Consider the following 18,616-nt stretch of genomic DNA (forward strand, 5'->3'; position numbering starts at 1 on the left):
CGGAGGAGTTCTATTGTTTTATTATCTTTTTTCATTGTTAGTTATTGCACTAGATCAGCTGACAAAATGGACGATCGTTAAAAATATGAACCTCGGGGAATCTATTCCTGTCATTGATGAAGTATTTTACATAACCTCGCACAGAAACAGAGGCGCAGCGTTTGGTATTTTACAGGATCAGCGATACTTTTTTATCATTATTACACTTGCAGTAGTTGGAGCAGTGGTATATTACATGCAAAGACATGCTTCAGACAAATTATTGAAATTTGCTTTAGCCCTCGTTTTGGGTGGGGCAATCGGAAACTTTTCCGACAGATTGATAAGAGGAGAAGTTGTTGATTTTCTTAATGTATATATCGGAAATTATGATTTTCCGATTTTTAATGTTGCAGACAGCGCTTTAGTAATTGGTGTAGGCTTAATTTTTATTCAAAGCTTCATGGAAAGCAGCAAGAAGGAGACAAAGAATGAACAAGTTTGAATATACGGTAACAACTGAGCAGGTAGGAACCCGTATTGATAAGGTTTTATCTGAAGTCCAGGATGATTGGTCACGGTCACAGATTCAAAACTGGATCAAAGAAAAACAAGTTATCGTAAATCATAATCCGATCAAGTCTAATTATAAATGTCAAAATGGCGATATGATTGAAATCGAAATACCCGAGCCCCAAGAATTGGATGTTGTTCCAGAAGAGATGAATCTTGATATTGTATATGAAGACAGCGATGTCCTTGTAGTAAACAAACCTAGAGGCATGGTCGTTCATCCGGCACCTGGTCACCATAGTGGTACATTGGTTAATGGGCTGATGGCTCATTGCAAAGATTTATCTGGTATTAATGGAGTTTTACGCCCAGGGATCGTACACCGTATTGACAAAGACACGTCAGGGCTATTGATGGTTGCGAAAAATGACATGGCTCACGAATCACTTGTGGATCAGTTAAAAGCTAAAACAACTACTCGAATTTATAAAGCGATTGTACACGGTGTGATGCCTCATGATCATGGAACAATTGATGCTCCGATCGGCCGTGATAAAAGTGACCGTCAAAAAATGACGGTAACTGATGATAACAGCAGAAATGCTGTTACCCATTTCAACGTAATCAAGCGCTATAAAGATTTTACATTTGTTGAGTGTCAGCTTGAGACAGGGAGAACCCATCAAATTCGTGTTCATATGAAATATATTGGCTTTCCGTTAGCTGGTGATCCTAAGTACGGTCCGTCTAAAACGCTTCCTATTGAAGGGCAAGCTCTTCACGCACAGACATTAGGATTTGAACATCCTCGAACAGGTGAATATATGGAATTTGAAAGAGAGATTCCACTAGATATGGTTGAACTGCTTGATTTATTAGATAAAAGAAGTTGACAAAGACGAGCAGCTCTGACATAATCAAACTAACTTAATGAGTCCTTTAAACATTAGTCCCGTGAGGCTGAGAAGGAAACGGCAATAAAGAGTATCCAGCAGGATTACTCTATCCTCTCGTCATGCGGACGGGAGGATTTTTTTTTGAAAGAAGGAGAGGGTTAGCATGTCTAAGACAGTAATTATGGACGAGCAGGCGATTAGAAGAGCTTTAACCCGAATCGCACATGAAATCATTGAGCGAAATAAAGGGGTTAAGGATATTATATTAACTGGCATAAAAACCCGTGGTGAATTTTTAGCGAAAAGACTGGCTGAGAGGATTGAACAGATCGAAGGCAACTCTGTATCAGTTGGGGTTATTGATATAACGCTGTATCGGGATGACTTGAAAATCAAAACTGAAAATCAGGAACCTCAATTAAAAGGAACAGATATTCCAGTACAGGTTTCAGATAAAAAAATCATTTTAGTAGACGATGTACTTTTTACAGGCAGAACAGTCAGAGCAGCGATGGATGCGGTAATGGACCTTGGCCGCGCTGCAAATATACAGCTTGCAGTACTGATCGACAGAGGGCATAGAGAACTGCCGATCAGAGCGGATTATGTAGGGAAAAATGTTCCGACTTCAAGCAAAGAAATTATTTCAGCATCATTAGTGGAAGTGGATGGACTCGATGAAGTAGCCATCGCATCAAATGAATAGTTAGTCCCTTTAATACAGTCCAGAGAGGCTGACAAGGGAGGATATGACATATGTACAAGAAATTACTGTACATGTGCGCCTCCTTCAGCCTCTTTTGCCAAAAGCAAGAGAGGTTTTTTTATTATAAGCATTTCAAATCAGGAGGTCATAAATATATGAAAAATAATAATAAAGCAATTTTAGATGTACACGAGAAACCGAAGGCAGCACAATGGCTAACATTATCACTTCAGCACTTATTCGCAATGTTTGGTGCGACTGTACTCGTTCCTTTCTTAGTAGGACTTCATCCTGGTGTCGCACTCGTTTCAAGCGGACTCGCAACACTCGCTTATCTTCTCGTAACAAAAGGGCAGATTCCTGCTTATCTTGGATCAAGTTTCGCCTTTATCACACCTATCATCACTGTAAAAGCATTAGGTGGACCTGAGGCTGCAATGGTAGGAAGTTTCTTGGCAGGTCTTGTATATGGCGTAGTTGCTCTTTTTATAAAAGGATTCGGATTTAAATGGCTCATGAGAATACTTCCGCCAGTTGTGGTTGGACCCGTCATTATTGTAATCGGTCTAGGGCTTGCAAATGTTGCTGTGGGAATGGCTATGAATAACCCAGCAACAAAAGAGTACAGCTTGACTCACTTCACGGTTGCACTCTTTACGCTCGCAGTAACAATCATCTGTTCGATCTTCTTTAGAGGAATACTTGGGATCATCCCAATCTTAATCGGAATTATTTCCGGATTTACATTCGCGTACTTTAGAGGCATAGTGGATTTTACGAAAGTAGCAGAAGCCAGATGGATTCAAGCACCGGAATTTATGGTGCCATTTGTAAACTATACACCTCACTTTTCTTGGAGTATAGCAGCTATCATGATGCCGGTCGCTGTTGTAACAATCTCAGAGCATATCGGCCATCAGCTTGTTTTATCTAAGGTAGTTGGAAGAAACTTTATTGAAAAGCCAGGTCTTCATCGCTCCATATTAGGAGATGGATTAGGGGTTATGATCGGATCAATGATCGGCGGACCTCCAGTAACAACTTATGGTGAAAACATTGGGGTACTAGCCATTACACGCGTCTATTCTGTATTCGTAATCGGGGGAGCTGCAGTGACAGCCATTCTGTTCGGATTCTCTGGAAAAGTTACTGCTCTGATCAGCACAATTCCAACGGCTGTAATGGGCGGGGTATCAATCCTGCTGTTCGGAATCATCGCATCCTCAGGATTAAGAATGCTCGTAGATAACAATATCGACTTTGGAAACAAAAGGAACTTGATTATCTCTTCTGTAATCCTTGTTACTGGAATTGGCGGGGCAGCCCTGAAGTTCAACGCAAACTTTGAAATTGCAGGAATGGCACTCGCTACAATGATCGGGATTTTCTTGAACCTTGTACTGCCAGGTAAAGAAAAAGAACAAGATTTGAATAGCATGTTTAAAGCCGAGTCAAAAGACAACGGTACAGCTGCATAGATCACCTTTTAATTAAGTACGAGAGACTTAAAAGGGTGTACGAATGAGAAGAAGCATAATTCTTCTGTTCAGGGCACCCTAAAACATTTTAGGGTGCCATTTTTTATACCAAAAAGGAGAGCTGAGGATGAATCATCTACTTTCAATGAATGAGCTGTCATTAAATGATATTCAGTACATTTTAAACAAAGCAACAGATTATATAAAAGGCAGAAAAGAACACCGCATGCAGGATTTTATGGTTGCTAACTTGTTTTTTGAACCAAGTACGCGAACAAAGTTCAGTTTTGAAGCAGCAGAACACAGACTTGGAATAAAAGCGTTAAATGTAGAAGGAAGCACCTCTAGTCTCCAAAAAGGGGAAACACTGTATGACACGTTAAGAACACTTGAAGAAATCGGGGTTTCCGCATTCGTGATCAGACATCCTCAAGACCGCTATTTTGATGGGTTAGCTGAAAAAGTAAATGTGCCAATTATAAACGCAGGGGATGGCTGCGGCAATCATCCAACCCAATCTCTCCTCGATCTGTTAACGATTCAGCAGGAATTCATTGTATTGCAGGGGCTGACAGTAGTGATCGTGGGAGACATCCTACATAGCCGTGTCGCTCGATCAAATGCAGAAGTTCTCCGGAAAATGGGAGCAAAGGTGTTATTTTCAGGGCCAAAAGAATGGTTTGTCGATGAGTGGAGAAAGGACTTTATCCCGATGGATGAAGCAGTAAAGACTGCTGACGTCATGATGATGCTTCGGATCCAGCACGAAAGACACACTAAGAGCATGCTTTTGCCAAAGGAAGAATATCATCAGAAATTCGGATTGACTGTGGAACGCGAACAGAACATGAAGTCTCATAGTATCATTATGCATCCTGCACCAGTTAACAGAGGTGTTGAGTTAGCGGACGAACTCGTAGAATGTCAGCGCTCAAGAATTTTTAAGCAAGTACAAAATGGCGTTTATATTCGAATGGCTGTTCTTAAATGGGCACTAACAACAAATCAGGAGGCGGTTGCAAATGGGTTATTTACTAAAAAATGGCAGAGTTCTTGACGGGAACAACCAATTGATCAAAAAAGATATTTTAATTCAAGATAATAAGATAAAAGAAATCGGCAGCCAAATAGCAGAGAATCATCATGAAGTGCTTGATGTAAACGGAAAGCTTATCACACCAGGATTTGTTGATCTGCATGTACATTTACGAGAGCCAGGCGGTGAGCATAAAGAAACAATAGCAACAGGCACTAAAGCAGCTATCAAAGGCGGATATACAACGCTTGCGGCCATGCCAAACACACGTCCTGTTCCAGATTCTATCGAGACCATGGAGTTTGTTCAGAAAAAAATAAAAGAAACGGCAAATTGCAGAGTTTTACCTTACGCATCGATCACGACTAGACAAATCGGTAAAGAAATGACCGATTTTAACGCTTTATTGAACAAAGGAGCTTTTGCATTTACGGATGATGGGGTGGGAGTACAGTCAGCTGGCATGATGCTAAGTGCAATGAAAGAAGCCAGCAAACAAGGTGCTGTCATCGTTGCACATTGCGAGGACAATACCCTATTAACAAAAGGAGCTGCATTTCACGAAGGGAATTTTACCGAAAAAGAAGGCTTGCCAGGTATTCCATCAGTAAGTGAATCCGTTCATATTGCAAGGGATGTTTTGCTCGCTGAAGCGGCAGACGCAAGGTACCATGTTTGTCACGTGAGCACGAAAGAATCAGTCAGAGTGATTAAAGATGCAAAGCGCGCAGGTATAAAAGTGAGTGCAGAAGTTACCCCGCATCATTTGATTCTTTGTGATGAAGACATTAAAAGCGGTGATACTCATTTTAAAATGAATCCGCCTTTGCGAAGTGCTGCTGACAGAGAAGCTTTGATTCAAGGTTTAAAAGAAGGGACATTGGATTTTATCGCGACTGACCATGCACCGCACAGTAAGGATGAGAAAGATCAAAGTGTTGATCTGGCTCCATTTGGAATCGTTGGTCTAGAATCGGCATTTCCACTTCTTTATACCGAACTGGTTTTAAAAGAAAAAGTACTTACGCTGCAGGAACTGGTCGATCTGATGACAAAAAAACCTTCAGAGACATTCGGTCTTCCATATGGCTGCTTAACTGAAGGCGGACCGGCAGACATAACAATAGTTGATTTGGAACAAGAAGAAGCAATTAACGCCGATAAGTTTGAATCAAAAGGAAAGAACACCCCATTTAACGGCTGGATATGTAAAGGGTGGCCAGCTGCAACCATATTTGATGGGAAGCTTGTTTATCAGAAGGAGGAGAGCTGCGTATGAAACGTTACTTAATTTTAGAGGATGGCACTGTCTTTGAAGGTTTAGCATTTGGATCTGATAAAGAGTCAAATGGTGAGGTAGTTTTTACAACGAGTATAACAGGGTATCAGGAAGTGTTGACAGACCCTTCCTATTGTGATCAGATTATCGTTTTCACCTACCCGCTCATCGGAAATTATGGCATTAATCGTTCAGATTATGAGTCAATCCGTCCGGCAACAAGCGGAATCATCGTAAATGAGCAAGCAGACTTTCCAAGCCACCATGAAGGTATGCAGTCTTTAAGCAGCTGGTTAACTGCTAAGGATATACCTGGCTTATATGGAATAGATACTCGCAAGCTTACGAGAAAAATCCGTAAGCACGGTACGCTGAAAGGGAAATTATCAAACTCTCTCAACAATGTCACTCATATAATAGAAGAGATGATAGAAATGCCTCTAAATACGGATCAAGTAAAAAAAGTATCCACAAAGACTCCCTATCATTTACCAAATAGCGGATATCGAGTTGTCGTAGTGGATTTTGGGGTAAAAAGCGGGATGCTTCGGGAATTATCAGCGAGAAACTGTGATGTGATTGTTGTTCCTTATAACACTTCAGCTTCTGATATCATCCGTCTGCAGCCCGATGGTATTTTACTGAGCAACGGCCCTGGAGATCCGAAAGATGTACAATGCGGAATATCAATGATTAAAGAATTACTGAACCATAACATTCCTATCCTCGGAATCTGTTTAGGTCATCAGCTACTTGCACTTGCGTGTGGAGGAAATACTGAGAAATTAAAATTTGGTCATAGAGGATCAAATCATCCGGTAAAAGATTTAACTACTGGCAAGATCGCGCTGACTTCACAAAATCACGGATATGCCGTTACAGAGGATTCGTTAAAAAATACTGAACTTGCATTTACACACCAGGCAGTAAATGATGGAACAGTTGAAGGGTTGAAGCACAAAGTTAAACCGGCCTTCTCCATCCAATATCACCCTGAAGCTTCACCAGGACCGCATGACTCGAATCCGATATTTGATGAATTCATGAAGATGATAAAAACAACGAAGAAAGAAGGTTTGATGATTTATGCCTAAACGACATGACATTCGCAAAATTTTAGTAATAGGTTCTGGCCCCATTGTTATTGGACAAGCAGCTGAGTTTGATTATGCTGGAACTCAAGCGTGTCAGGCTTTAAAAGAAGAAGGATATGAAGTGGTACTCGTAAACTCAAATCCTGCAACAATCATGACGGATCCGAACATGGCAGATAAAGTGTACATCGAACCTTTAACACTTGAATTTGTAAGCAGAATCATCCGTCAAGAACGTCCCGACGGTCTGCTCGCTACATTAGGGGGCCAGACGGGATTAAATCTGGCAGTTGAACTTTCAGATTCAGGTATTTTACAAGAATATAATGTTGAACTGCTCGGAACAAAGCTGCATTCAATCCAGCAGGCTGAAGACCGCGATTTATTCCGGAACTTGATGAATCAGCTTAATGAACCAGTGCCTGAGAGTGCCATTGTCAGAAACATGGATGAGGCAAAGGCTTTTGTACAAGAGAACGGATATCCTGTCATTATCCGTCCCGCCTTCACTTTAGGCGGAACCGGAGGCGGAATCGTAAACAACGAAGAAGAGTTTTTAGAAATTACACCAGCAGGTTTGCATGCAAGTCCCGTTGGACAAGTGTTAATCGAAAAGAGCATTGCTGGCTTTAAAGAGATTGAATATGAAGTAATGAGAGATAAGAATGATACAGCTATTGTAGTTTGTAACATGGAAAACTTTGACCCTGTAGGGATTCATACGGGTGATTCCATCGTAGTCGCACCAAGCCAGACATTATCAGACCGTGACTATCAGATGCTGAGAAACGCATCACTCAAGATTATAAGAGCACTCGAGATTGAAGGGGGCTGTAATGTTCAGCTTGCACTCGATCCAGACAGCTCTCAATATTACATCATAGAAGTGAATCCGCGAGTGAGCCGATCATCCGCTTTGGCATCAAAAGCGACAGGATATCCGATCGCGAAACTAGCTGCCAAAATTGCGGTAGGATACACGCTGGATGAAGTTAAAAACCCTGTTACAGGAACAACCTATGCTTGTTTTGAGCCAGCACTTGATTACATTGTTTCAAAAATTCCGAGATGGCCGTTCGATAAATTTGAAGGAGCGAACCGTAAGCTTGGAACTCAAATGAAAGCAACGGGAGAAGTAATGGCTATCGGCCGCAACTTTGAGGAGTCGCTTTTAAAAGCGGTCCGCTCACTTGAAATTTCTGCTTTTCACATCGAACTAAAAGGTAAAGCTTTTTCTAAAAAAGAAGTCGAGGAAAAGATTCTAGAAGCGGATGATGAGCGGCTGTTTTATATCGCTGAAGCTCTTAGAATGGGAATCACTGTTGAAGAAATACATGATTGGACAAAGATTGACTTATTCTTTTTAGAAAAACTGTATGGCATTATCTTGCTGGAAAAAAGAATGAAAGAACGGAAACATGATACAGGCCTTTTACGAAAAGCTAAACAAAAAGGTTTTAGTGACAAATGGATCGCTGAAGCATGGGAAATGGACGAATTTGAACTTTATAAGCTTAGAACCGAAGAACGAATAAAGCCTGTATTTAAGATGGTAGATACATGTGCAGCTGAATTTGAATCGGAAACACCTTATTATTATGGAACGTATGCAGATGAAGACGAGTCAGTTATTACAGATAAAAAGAGCGTAGTCGTATTGGGATCAGGACCGATCAGAATCGGACAGGGAATTGAGTTTGATTATGCGACGGTTCATACCGTATGGGCGATACAGGAAGCGGGATATGAAGCGATTATTATTAATAACAATCCTGAAACGGTGTCAACTGACTTCAGTATGTCTGACAAATTATACTTTGAACCATTGACAATAGAAGATGTAATGCATGTTATCGACCATGAAAAACCAGAAGGAGTGATCGTCCAGTTTGGGGGACAGACAGCGATCAATCTTTCAGAAGAGCTTGAAAGAAGAGGCATTAAGATTTTAGGTACATCTATAGACAGCATGGACCTTGCAGAAGACCGCGAGCGGTTTGAACAAGTGATGAAAAAACTGGAGATCCCGCAGCCTGCAGGGAAAACAGCATTCTCAGTAACAGATGCAGTCGCAATCGCATCATCAATCGGTTATCCGGTACTAGTTCGCCCTTCATATGTACTTGGCGGAAGAGCAATGGAGATTGTTTATCAAGAAAGCGAACTGCTGCAATATATGGAGAATGCAGTTAAAGTAAATCCTGATCATCCCGTGCTTGTTGACCGGTATCTTATTGGAAAAGAAATTGAAGTAGATGCCATTTCTGACGGAGTGGATGTATTTATACCTGGGATGATGGAACATATAGAACGGGCTGGTGTCCATTCAGGTGACTCGATTGCTGTATATCCGCCGCAAACCTTGCCGGCAGCGATTAAAGAAAAGATCATTGACCGCACAATCTCAATAGCTAAAGGCTTGAAGATTATCGGTTTGCTGAACATCCAGTTTGTGTGGCACAAAGATGAAGTATATGTATTAGAAGTGAATCCGCGATCAAGCAGAACGGTACCATTTCTAAGTAAGATTACGGGAGTGCCGATGGCAAATATCGCGACAAAAGTTATTTTAGGAGAAAGCTTAACCTCTCTAGGATACAAAACAGGCTATCAAGATGAAGCTGAGGAAGTTTCTGTTAAAGTACCTGTGTTTTCTTTTGCAAAACTTCGAAGAGTCGATACTTACCTCGGACCTGAGATGAAATCAACAGGGGAAGTTATGGGTCGTGATAAGAATCTGCAAAAAGCACTTTACAAAGGGCTCATTGCATCCGGTATGAAGATTCCAGCTTATGGAACGGTACTCTTTACTGTAGCGGATAAAGACAAAACAGAAGCACTTAAAATGGTAAAAAGGTTTTCTGAGATTGGATATTCGATCATGGCGACTGAAGGAACAGCACTTATGATCGAAAACGAAAACATTCCTGTAGAAACTGTCGGGAAAATCGGCAGCTCAGGAAGAAACTTATTGGAAGTCATTCGAAAAGGTGAAGTTCAATTTGTGGTAAATACCTTAACAAAAGGAAAACAGCCTGCTAGAGATGGTTTCAGAATCAGAAGAGAATGCGCAGAGGGCGGGGTTGTATGTCTAACAAATCTAGATACAGCAGTTGCGCTTTTAGAAGTATTAGAATCTATCTCTTTCTCAGCACACGCGTTGTCGTCATTTACAAAAAATGAAAAGGTGTTTGTATGAAAAAACATCTTCTGACGGTTGTTTCAAACAAGGAGATTGCACATCGTATATTTGAATTGAAATTGTCAGGTCCTGGTGTAAAGATGATGGTTACACCGGGGCAATTTCTTCATGTGAAAGTCGGGGAACATACGAGCAAGCTTTTAAGAAGACCGCTTTCGATCTGCGACGTTAACTTGGAAAAGGAAGAAGTGACATTACTTTATCGTGCCCAAGGAGAGGGAACGATACAACTCAGCGAAAAACAAAGCGGAGAAAAAGTCGATGTCCTTGGACCTTTAGGAAATGGATTTACATCAGAAACAATCAACCTAGGAAAAAGAGCATTATTAGTCGGCGGAGGAATCGGAGTGCCGCCGCTCTATTATCTCGGTAAAAAAATGACTGATAAAGGAATAAAGGTTTCATTTGTTCTAGGTTTTCAATCTAAAAAAGACAGCTTTTATCTTGAAAGGTTTCAGGAATTGGGAGAAACCCGTGTTACAACAATCGATGGTTCACTTGGAATAAATGGCTTCGTGACGGATGCAATGGGGCCGCTATTAGAGGACGAGCCATCCATTTATTCAGTAGGTCCTGCAGTCATGCTTAAAGCAGTGGAAGAAAAAGCAGCTGGATTGGATGGCTATCTGTCTTTAGAAGAACGTATGGGGTGTGGAATTGGTGCTTGTTTCGCCTGTGTATGTCCAACAGATACAAGAGAATCTGGATATGTAAAAATTTGCAGTGACGGGCCAGTATTTAAAATGGGGGAGGTCGTATTATGAATCGGTTAAACGTGAATTTGCCGGGACTTCAGATGAAAAACCCCATAATACCTGCTTCTGGCTGTTTCGGATTTGGTAAGGAATACGCGAAATGGTACGACTTAAGTGTTTTAGGCGGCGTAACGATCAAAGCAGCTACGTTAGAAGGACGCTTCGGTAATCCAACTCCAAGGGTTGCTGAAACAGAAAGCGGCATGCTGAACGCCATTGGTCTGCAAAATCCTGGTGTGAAAAAAATTATGGAACAAGAAATTCCGGAGTTAGAACCTTATCATATACCCATTCTTGCCAATATCGCAGGTTCAACTGAAGAAGAGTATATCGAAGTAACAAAACAAATTTCATCCCATCCATTAGTTTCCGCAGTTGAACTAAACATTTCTTGCCCGAATGTGAAAGAAGGCGGGATTCAATTTGGTACCGACTATAAGTCAGCTGCTTCACTTACCCGTAAAGTAAAAGCTGCTTCTTCAAAACCTGTCTATGTAAAGCTTTCACCAAACGTTGCGAACATTGTAGAGATGGCGTTAGCTGTTGAAGAAGCAGGAGCAGATGGATTATCGATGATTAACACATTAATCGGCATGAAACTGGACTGGAAAACGGGAACACCTATTTTGGCAAATAAAACAGGCGGTTTATCTGGTCCTGCGATCAAACCGGTTGCCATTAGAATGATCTATGAAGTTAGCAGTAAAGTTTCTCTTCCGATTATCGGAATGGGAGGCGTCAGCTGTGCTGAAGACGTGATTGAAATGATGTCAGCAGGTGCTTCGGCAGTTGCAGTTGGAACGGCTAACTTTGTAAACCCCTATGTTTGTCCTGAAATTATTGAGAAGCTGCCGGCATTGCTTGATGACATTGGTATCGATCAAATAAGTGAACTGACAGGAAGGAGCACTGTGAAATGGAAAACCCCGTTATCGTCGCGTTAGATTTTGAAAATGGAAAAAAAGCGAAGGAGTTTTTATTATCATTTGAAGGTGTAACTCCATTTGTAAAAGTAGGAATGGAACTGTTTTATGCGGAAGGAATCTCTTTTTTAAGCTGGTTAAAAGAACGGAAATTTCCGGTTTTCTTAGATTTAAAGCTTCATGACATTCCAACTACTGTATACAAATCGATGAAAGTTCTTGGTACAGTCGGTGTCGATATGATAAATGTACACGCTTCAGGTGGAACAAATATGATGAAAGCTGCAAAAGAAGGATTGCTCGATTCTGGCGCACATCAAACAAAACTGATTGCTGTTACACAATTAACAAGCACTGACGAAAAAATGCTTTCCGATGAACTTCTGATCCAGCAATCAAATTTACTAGAATGTGTTACACATTATGCTGAGCTAGCAAAACAAGCAGGTCTGGATGGCGTCGTTTGCTCTGCACATGAAGTTAAGAGCATTAAAGAAACATGCGGGAATTCTTTTCTAACTGTAACGCCTGGAATACGACTGTCGAACCAGCAAGTACATGATCAAGTAAGAATCTCTACACCACATGACGCTGCTCTTAAAGGAGTGGACTATATGGTGGTCGGCAGAAGTATAACGCAGTCTGCTAATCCAGCGGATGTTTATGGGAAAATCATAAATGAATGGAGAGAAGTTCATGAAAACAACAATCGCTCACCAATTGCTTAACATAAAGGCTGTTTCATTATCACCTGAAGAACCATTTACTTGGTCATCTGGCATGAAATCTCCAATCTATTGTGATAACCGGCTCATCCTAGCGTATCCTGAATTCCGAAGTCAAGTAGCCGAGGAGCTTGTATCCTTGATAAAATCTCACTACCCTGATATCGATCTGGTCGCAGGTACTGCAACAGCAGGTATTCCACATGCTGCTTTTGTAGCCGAGAAGATGCAGCTGCCGATGTGCTATGTCAGATCAAGTGCGAAAAGCCATGGTAAAGGAAAGCAGATAGAAGGGTTGGCTGAAAATAGTAAAAGAGCAGTCGTAATAGAAGATTTGATTTCTACAGGAAAAAGTTCGATCCAAGCTTGCCAGGCACTTCGTGAGTCTGGTATTGAAGTAGCCGGAGTAGTGGGAATCTTTAGCTATGGTTTACAAAAAGCAGAAGAGGCTTTTAAAAACGAAGGACTATCCTTTCAAACCGCGACAAATTTTAGTACATTAATAAAGGAAGCTGAAAAAGGCGGCACGATAAGTAACAGAGGACTTTCTTTATTAAATGACTGGCAGAAAGACCCTGAAAACTGGGAGACCGCAAACATTTCCAAATAGAAAAGGAGATGAAGGTTACCTTGCGCAAAATGAATGGGGAAGAATTTGATGAGCTTGTTTCTTTCTTTGACAGCATGGCGAGAACTTCATGGCTTAAACAAATTCACGACACGTTAAAAGAAATGACGGGATTATGGAATGGGAAAGATGTTTTAGATGTTGGATGCGGAACAGGAAGATTGTTGCTTAGAGGGGCAGAAGAAGCAAATAGATTAGTTGGTGTCGATCTATCTTCAGAAATGGTAAAAGCAAGTATTCAGCAATTTTTTTATCATGAGTTAAGCGGAAAAAGTGAGTTTCTAGTAGCAGACGCTGAGAAGCTGCCTTTTAAAGATGACTCCTTTGATCTTGCTCTATCTACTTGTGTTATGTTCCTATTGCCTGATCCTGTACAGGGAATAAAAGAAATGTGCCGTGTTTTGAAAACGGGAGGGCAGATCGCAATGCTCAATCCGTCAGAAAAAATGAGTCAGGAAACTGCTGTGCAGTATGCAAAAGAAAAGGGGATTTCCGGGTTTGAAAGAATTGCCCTTTTAAAATGGTCAAATGTCAGTACGAAACGGCACAGATATACAACTGAAGAAATGACAGAGCTGCTGGAGAACCTTCAGTTCACAGAAATTAGCCATAGTGAAGTACTTGGCGGACTAGCGATTATTACGATTGCAAAGAAAAAGGAAACGACTCTAAAGTGAGTTTTACACTTTAGAGTCGCTTTTTTTGTTTACTATATACCGTGTTTTTTAAGATAAATTATTAATTCGGAAATAAATGATGATTTGAGCTGAAATTCGTTCCATTTCATTAATTTCACTGTGAATCTCAAAAAATCCACGGTTCTCATAACTTAATTCATGTATCTTTTATTTCTTCAGTCTCCACACAACATCCTCATCTGGAGTAACATAGAGGGTCTGTTGATTGTCATAAATAACAAAACCGGGTTTTGAACCATTTGGCTTTTTTACATGTTTAATCAATGTGAAGTCTACAGGGACTGAACTGGAGTTTTTCGCTTTACTATAGAATCCAGCTAAGACAGCTGCTTCCTTCAGTGCCGTTTCACTCGGTGAATCCGACTTGATCACAACATGTGAACCAGGGATATCTTTCGTATGAAGCCATGTCTCGTTAGATCTAGACAATTTAAAAGTCAAATAGTCATTTTGTTTGTTATTCTTGCCAACAAGTATCTCTGTCCCATCTGTTGAAATAAAACGTTCAGGTTTTGGAATTGATTTTTGTTTTTTCTTTTGTTTGGACTGTCTATGTTTTAAATATCCGCCCTCACTAAGCTCTTCGCGAATTTCTTCAACATCTTTCATGGACGCCGAATCCATTTGAACGATTAGGCGTTCAAAGTAAAGCAGTTCTTCTTCTGATTTTTCGATTTGTTCTTTAATGATCGAAACAGATTTTTTAAGCTTTGCATATTTTTTAAAATAGGTTTGTGCATTATCCGCAGGATTTTTAAGGGGATCGAGATCTATTTTTATGAGAGGCTGACCTTCTTGAAAATAGTCTTCAACTTCTATTTCTGTGTCCCCTTTTTTAGCTAAATACATATAAGCAGTTAAAAGTTCCCCTTTTCTTTGAAATTCTTCCGCGTTTACGGTTTGCTTCAATTCTTTTTTCAGTTTTCCGATTTTTTTTGCGATTTTATCATATTCATTAGACAGATACTTTTCTAGATCGTTTGCTTGCTGCTTAATGCGGTCACGATCTGCTTTGCCATAATAAAACTTGTCGAGCAAACGGCTAACGTCTTCAAACTTTCTTACTTCTCCTGATACATGATTTAAATCAATGATAGAAAAGTATTCTTTCGTATCCTTCGTAATCATCTGCGGTTCATAACGATGATCGGCCAGCTGAGTGATAACAGAAAGAAAAGATTCTGCTATTTTCTCTTTTATTGAAAGCCCTGCCCGGCTCACGATTTCTTTTGCGATAAGAGGAGAAAGCCCGCTGAAAGTGGATACGATCTGCTTGTCTAATTTTCCTTCGTTCCAATTAAGCTTATTAATAAATTCTTCTTTTGTATGAATAGAAAATGGATTTACTTTTTCTTGTGCTGGAGGGAGAACGTAAGCGAAACCAGGTAATATCGTCCGATGACGGTTTTGAAAACTAGGTACATGCTTGATGCTGTCTATGATCTTGCCTGATCTTTCATCGGTTAAAATAATATTGCTATGTCTCCCCATAATCTCGACGTAAAGAACTTTAGTAGTCTCGTCTCCAATTTCATCTCTGTTTTTTACAGTGATTTTGATGATTCTCTCCATTTCAAGCTGCTCAATGGATTCTATGAATGCACTTTCCAAATGTTTTCTTAACAGCATACAAAACATAGGCGGTGTGTCTGGATTTTCGTATTGATGTTCTGTTAAATGAATTCTGGCGAATGATGGATTTGCTGATAATAATAATTTATGATTTTTTCCATTCGCACGAATCGTGAAAACAAGATCCGTTTTATGAGGCTGATAAACTTTCGAAATTCTTCCAGATGTCAATGTTTCTTGTAATTGTTTAGCTACTGCTCGTGTCATTATTCCATCAAAACTCATGATTGATTCACCTCTTATTTCTGATACATAGTATAGCATTTTTACGGACATGCCTGCATATAAATGGCTTTAACTAATCTTAATAGAGGTGGAAGCTATGAATTGGTACCAGCTGCCGCAACACGAAATTGAATCAATTCTCAACAGCAGGTTGAGCGAAGGGTTAACGAAGAATGAGCAGGAAAAACGTTTGAAGCAAGATGGTCCTAACCAGCTTGAAGAAGGAGATAAACCTTCAGCGATTTTAATGTTCTTGGCCCAGTTTAAAGATTTTATGGTACTTGTGCTTTTAGCAGCAACTTTGTTGTCAGGTTTTTTAGGAGAATATTTGGATGCGATCGCAATCATCCTTATCGTTGTGATGAATGGTGTCCTCGGGTTTATCCAAGAACGGAAAGCAGAAAAATCACTAGCTTCATTAAAGGAACTGTCAGCTCCGACAGCACATGCATTAAGAGAAGGACGATGGGTTTCGATACCTGCAAAAGAGGTTGTAAAAGGTGATGTGATTAAAATCTCGAGTGGTGATCGAGTGGGTGCAGATATCCGGTTGCTGAAAACATCAGGCTTACAAATTGAAGAATCGGCTCTGACTGGTGAATCTGTACCTTCTCAAAAGCACAATCGTGAACTTAACGGAGATGAACTGCCTCTTGGTGATCAGGACAACATGGCTTTTATGGGCACGATGGTAACTAGAGGTGCTGGTGAAGGAATTGTAATCGCGACGGGAATGGGAACAGAGATGGGGAAGATTGCTCACTTAATACAAACGGCAGAAAACATGGCAACACCTCTCCAAATGAAGTTAGAACAGTTAGGAAAAATTTTGATCGCCTTATCCTTATTATTAACGGTAATGGTGGTAATCGCCGGAGTTATGCAAGGTCACGATCTTTACAGCATGATTCTAGCTGGCGTATCATTAGCTGTTGCGGCGATACCAGAAGGATTGCCTGCTATAGTTACAATTGCACTTGCTCTTGGGGTTCAAAAAATGATAAGGAAAAGAGCGATTGTCAGAAAGCTTCCTTCTGTTGAAACACTCGGATGTGCAACGGTCATTTGCTCTGATAAAACAGGGACACTGACACAAAATAAGATGACTGTTACACGGATTTGGGCACAAGGAAACCAATGGAATGTAAGTGAAGATGGGTTTGAAAGTTCTACAGGCGGAGATTCATCACGCGAACACGTACTGACAGAAGTACTAGCATTTGGTGCACTGTGTAACAACTCTTCATTAGAAGAAGGAAAAAAAGGGTCACTCATAGAAGTCGGTGATCCAACTGAAACGGCCTTATTAGTAAGTGCTTATAAAGCGGGAATAACAAAAGAGTCGCTGCGCGAACAATTTTCAGTAGAGCATGAATTTCCTTTTGATTCCTCGAGAAAGATGATGAGCGTGGTCGTCCAGGATTCGGAAGGCAATAAGATGCTTGTCGTAAAAGGAGCACCAGATGTTTTACTGGAAAAAAGCGATTATATCGTTTGGGATGAAAAGAAACAGCTGATCAAACAATCCCATAAAGAACGAATTAAGGAAGCAATATATGCTTTAGGAAGTCAGGCGCTTCGAACCATTGCCGTTGCAGTAAGACCATTAAAAGAAGACGAGTATTATGAGCAAGCAGCATTCGCTGAAAGAAGTCTTACGTTCATTGGACTGCAAGGCATGATGGATCCGCCGCGTCCCGAAGTGGAGCAAAGTATAAGGGATTGTCATACTGCCGGTATCAAAACGATAATGATTACCGGAGATCATGTCGTGACAGCAGCAAGTATTGCGAAAAAGTTAAACATGCTTCCTGAAGGTGGAAGAGTGATGGAAGGTGCAGAATTAGCACAGCTTAACGATGATGAACTCGATAAAATCTCTGAAAACGTTTATGTATATGCAAGAGTTTCACCTGAACATAAGCTGAAAATTGTAAAATCACTGCAGCGCAGGGGACATGTTGTAGCGATGACTGGTGACGGTGTAAATGATGCACCTGCCATTAAATCTGCAAATATCGGGATAGCAATGGGAATCACAGGAACAGATGTAGCCAAAGAAGCATCCTCTCTCGTGCTTGGCGATGATAATTTTGCTACAATACGCTCTGCCATTGAAGAGGGAAGAAATATTTACGAAAACATCCGTAAGTTTATCCGTTATTTATTAGCTTCAAATGTCGGAGAGATTCTTGTCATGCTTTTTGCGATGATTATGGCATTGCCGCTTCCACTCGTTCCGATTCAAATTCTTTGGGTTAATCTTGTAACAGATGGTTTGCCGGCAATGGCACTTGGTGTTGACCAAGCAGAAGAAGATGTGATGAGAAGAAGACCTCGGCAAGCGAAAGAGGGAGTTTTCTCGAGAGGACTGGGATGGAAGATCATCTCACGCGGTTTCTTGATTGGTGCTGCTACCATTTTAGCGTTTTGGGTCACTTTAAAAGAGAATCCTGACCAATTGATCGTTGCGCAGTCAGTTGCCTTTGCGACACTTGTCATGGCTCAGCTGATTCACGTTTTTGACTGCCGAAGCGAACATTCTGTATTCCATCGCAATCCGCTGCAAAATGGGTATCTCGTACTAGCCGTTATTTCGTCCGTACTTTTGCTGTTGGTCGTTATGTATGTTCAGCCATTGCAAGATATCTTCCACACGGTCGCCTTAAGCTTGCGGCAATGGCTGCTGGTTCTAGGAATGGCATCCATACCATCTTTTGCTCTTGCTGGATTTCAATTATTTAAACGCGATAAAATTTGATAGTAGGAGAGGCTGCTTCAAAAGTTTAACTTTTTGAAGTGGCTTTTTTTAAGCAGTGTTTTTCTGTTATTTACTATTTCCATCTT

The 18,616-nt window shown here is 40.7% G+C and carries 14 protein-coding genes and 1 pseudogene; 14 read left to right on the plus strand and 1 reads right to left on the minus strand.

Annotation, left to right across the window (positions count from 1 at the left end; all coding sequences use genetic code 11):
* The first annotated feature begins 13 nt into the window (after positions 1-13).
* The 13 genes and pseudogenes from lspA (at position 14) to J2X07_RS17195 (ending at position 13,891) form a co-directional block, all read left to right on the plus strand.
* Entirely contained in the window at positions 14-484 is a 471-nt protein-coding gene (gene lspA / locus J2X07_RS17135) for a signal peptidase II (protein ID WP_310261528.1), read from the plus strand.
* Positions 471-1,385: an RluA family pseudouridine synthase gene (locus J2X07_RS17140; protein WP_310261531.1), complete on the plus strand. Its 915-nt coding sequence runs from the start codon at positions 471-473 to the stop codon at positions 1,383-1,385. The genes lspA and J2X07_RS17140 overlap by 14 nt, the downstream gene beginning before the upstream one ends.
* A gap of 166 nt (positions 1,386-1,551) precedes the next feature.
* The gene (gene pyrR / locus J2X07_RS17145; RefSeq protein ID WP_310261534.1) at positions 1,552-2,094 is read left to right on the plus strand and encodes a bifunctional pyr operon transcriptional regulator/uracil phosphoribosyltransferase PyrR; all 543 of its coding nucleotides are present in this window, start codon (positions 1,552-1,554) and stop codon (positions 2,092-2,094) included.
* A gap of 155 nt (positions 2,095-2,249) precedes the next feature.
* Positions 2,250-3,572 (plus strand): solute carrier family 23 protein, encoded by a 1,323-nt coding sequence (locus tag J2X07_RS17150; RefSeq protein WP_310261537.1) that lies wholly within the window; start codon positions 2,250-2,252, stop codon positions 3,570-3,572.
* 127 nt (positions 3,573-3,699) lie between these two features.
* Positions 3,700-4,629 (plus strand): aspartate carbamoyltransferase catalytic subunit, encoded by a 930-nt coding sequence (locus J2X07_RS17155; RefSeq protein WP_310261540.1) that lies wholly within the window; start codon positions 3,700-3,702, stop codon positions 4,627-4,629.
* The gene (locus tag J2X07_RS17160) at positions 4,595-5,887 is read left to right on the plus strand and encodes a dihydroorotase (RefSeq protein WP_310261542.1); all 1,293 of its coding nucleotides are present in this window, start codon (positions 4,595-4,597) and stop codon (positions 5,885-5,887) included. Before J2X07_RS17155 ends, J2X07_RS17160 begins: the two co-directional genes overlap by 35 nt.
* A pseudogene (locus J2X07_RS17165) lies at positions 5,884-7,007 on the plus strand (carbamoyl phosphate synthase small subunit). Before J2X07_RS17160 ends, J2X07_RS17165 begins: the two are co-directional and overlap by 4 nt.
* On the plus strand, positions 6,974-10,180 hold the full coding sequence (carB, locus tag J2X07_RS17170) for a carbamoyl-phosphate synthase large subunit (protein WP_310261548.1): 3,207 nt from the start codon (positions 6,974-6,976) through the stop codon (positions 10,178-10,180). The pseudogene J2X07_RS17165 and the gene carB overlap by 34 nt, the downstream one beginning before the upstream one ends.
* Positions 10,177-10,947 (plus strand): dihydroorotate dehydrogenase electron transfer subunit, encoded by a 771-nt coding sequence (locus tag J2X07_RS17175; protein WP_310261550.1) that lies wholly within the window; start codon positions 10,177-10,179, stop codon positions 10,945-10,947. The genes carB and J2X07_RS17175 overlap by 4 nt, the downstream gene beginning before the upstream one ends.
* Complete coding sequence (locus J2X07_RS17180) at positions 10,944-11,882, plus strand: dihydroorotate dehydrogenase (protein WP_310261552.1); 939 nt, start codon at positions 10,944-10,946, stop codon at positions 11,880-11,882. Before J2X07_RS17175 ends, J2X07_RS17180 begins: the two co-directional genes overlap by 4 nt.
* On the plus strand, positions 11,855-12,589 hold the full coding sequence (gene pyrF / locus J2X07_RS17185) for an orotidine-5'-phosphate decarboxylase (protein WP_310261555.1): 735 nt from the start codon (positions 11,855-11,857) through the stop codon (positions 12,587-12,589). Before J2X07_RS17180 ends, pyrF begins: the two co-directional genes overlap by 28 nt.
* Positions 12,558-13,196, plus strand: a complete 639-nt coding sequence (gene pyrE / locus J2X07_RS17190) for an orotate phosphoribosyltransferase (protein WP_310261558.1) — start codon at positions 12,558-12,560, stop codon at positions 13,194-13,196. The genes pyrF and pyrE overlap by 32 nt, the downstream gene beginning before the upstream one ends.
* Before the next feature lie 29 nt (positions 13,197-13,225).
* Positions 13,226-13,891 carry a class I SAM-dependent methyltransferase gene (locus J2X07_RS17195; RefSeq protein WP_310261712.1) on the plus strand — a complete coding sequence of 222 codons (666 nt, stop codon included), beginning with the start codon at positions 13,226-13,228 and terminating at the stop codon, positions 13,889-13,891.
* A 168-nt stretch (positions 13,892-14,059) separates the two neighbouring features.
* Here J2X07_RS17195 and J2X07_RS17200 read toward each other — a convergent pair whose 3' ends face one another.
* Positions 14,060-15,769, minus strand: a complete 1,710-nt coding sequence (locus tag J2X07_RS17200) for an Rqc2 family fibronectin-binding protein (protein WP_310261561.1) — start codon at positions 15,767-15,769, stop codon at positions 14,060-14,062.
* Between the two features lie 97 nt (positions 15,770-15,866).
* Here J2X07_RS17200 and J2X07_RS17205 point away from each other — a divergent pair, with 97 nt between their 5' ends.
* Complete coding sequence (locus J2X07_RS17205) at positions 15,867-18,530, plus strand: calcium-translocating P-type ATPase, SERCA-type (protein ID WP_310261565.1); 2,664 nt, start codon at positions 15,867-15,869, stop codon at positions 18,528-18,530.
* The last annotated feature ends 86 nt before the right edge of the window (positions 18,531-18,616 follow it).

This window comes from Fictibacillus barbaricus (assembly GCF_031457135.1).
Taxonomy (GTDB): domain Bacteria; phylum Bacillota; class Bacilli; order Bacillales; family Fictibacillaceae; genus Fictibacillus; species Fictibacillus barbaricus_A.

Coding starts and splice junctions, on each gene's coding strand:
- J2X07_RS17140 (WP_310261531.1), top strand. CDS start 471: ATGAACAAGTTTGAATATACGGTAACAACTGAGCAGGTAGGAACCCGT.
- pyrR (WP_310261534.1), top strand. CDS start 1,552: ATGTCTAAGACAGTAATTATGGACGAGCAGGCGATTAGAAGAGCTTTA.
- J2X07_RS17150 (WP_310261537.1), top strand. CDS start 2,250: ATGAAAAATAATAATAAAGCAATTTTAGATGTACACGAGAAACCGAAG.
- J2X07_RS17155 (WP_310261540.1), top strand. CDS start 3,700: ATGAATCATCTACTTTCAATGAATGAGCTGTCATTAAATGATATTCAG.
- J2X07_RS17160 (WP_310261542.1), top strand. CDS start 4,595: ATGGGTTATTTACTAAAAAATGGCAGAGTTCTTGACGGGAACAACCAA.
- carB (WP_310261548.1), top strand. CDS start 6,974: ATGCCTAAACGACATGACATTCGCAAAATTTTAGTAATAGGTTCTGGC.
- J2X07_RS17175 (WP_310261550.1), top strand. CDS start 10,177: ATGAAAAAACATCTTCTGACGGTTGTTTCAAACAAGGAGATTGCACAT.
- J2X07_RS17180 (WP_310261552.1), top strand. CDS start 10,944: ATGAATCGGTTAAACGTGAATTTGCCGGGACTTCAGATGAAAAACCCC.
- pyrF (WP_310261555.1), top strand. CDS start 11,855: ATGGAAAACCCCGTTATCGTCGCGTTAGATTTTGAAAATGGAAAAAAA.
- pyrE (WP_310261558.1), top strand. CDS start 12,558: ATGAAAACAACAATCGCTCACCAATTGCTTAACATAAAGGCTGTTTCA.
- J2X07_RS17195 (WP_310261712.1), top strand. CDS start 13,226: ATGAATGGGGAAGAATTTGATGAGCTTGTTTCTTTCTTTGACAGCATG.
- J2X07_RS17200 (WP_310261561.1), bottom strand. CDS start 15,769: ATGAGTTTTGATGGAATAATGACACGAGCAGTAGCTAAACAATTACAA.
- J2X07_RS17205 (WP_310261565.1), top strand. CDS start 15,867: ATGAATTGGTACCAGCTGCCGCAACACGAAATTGAATCAATTCTCAAC.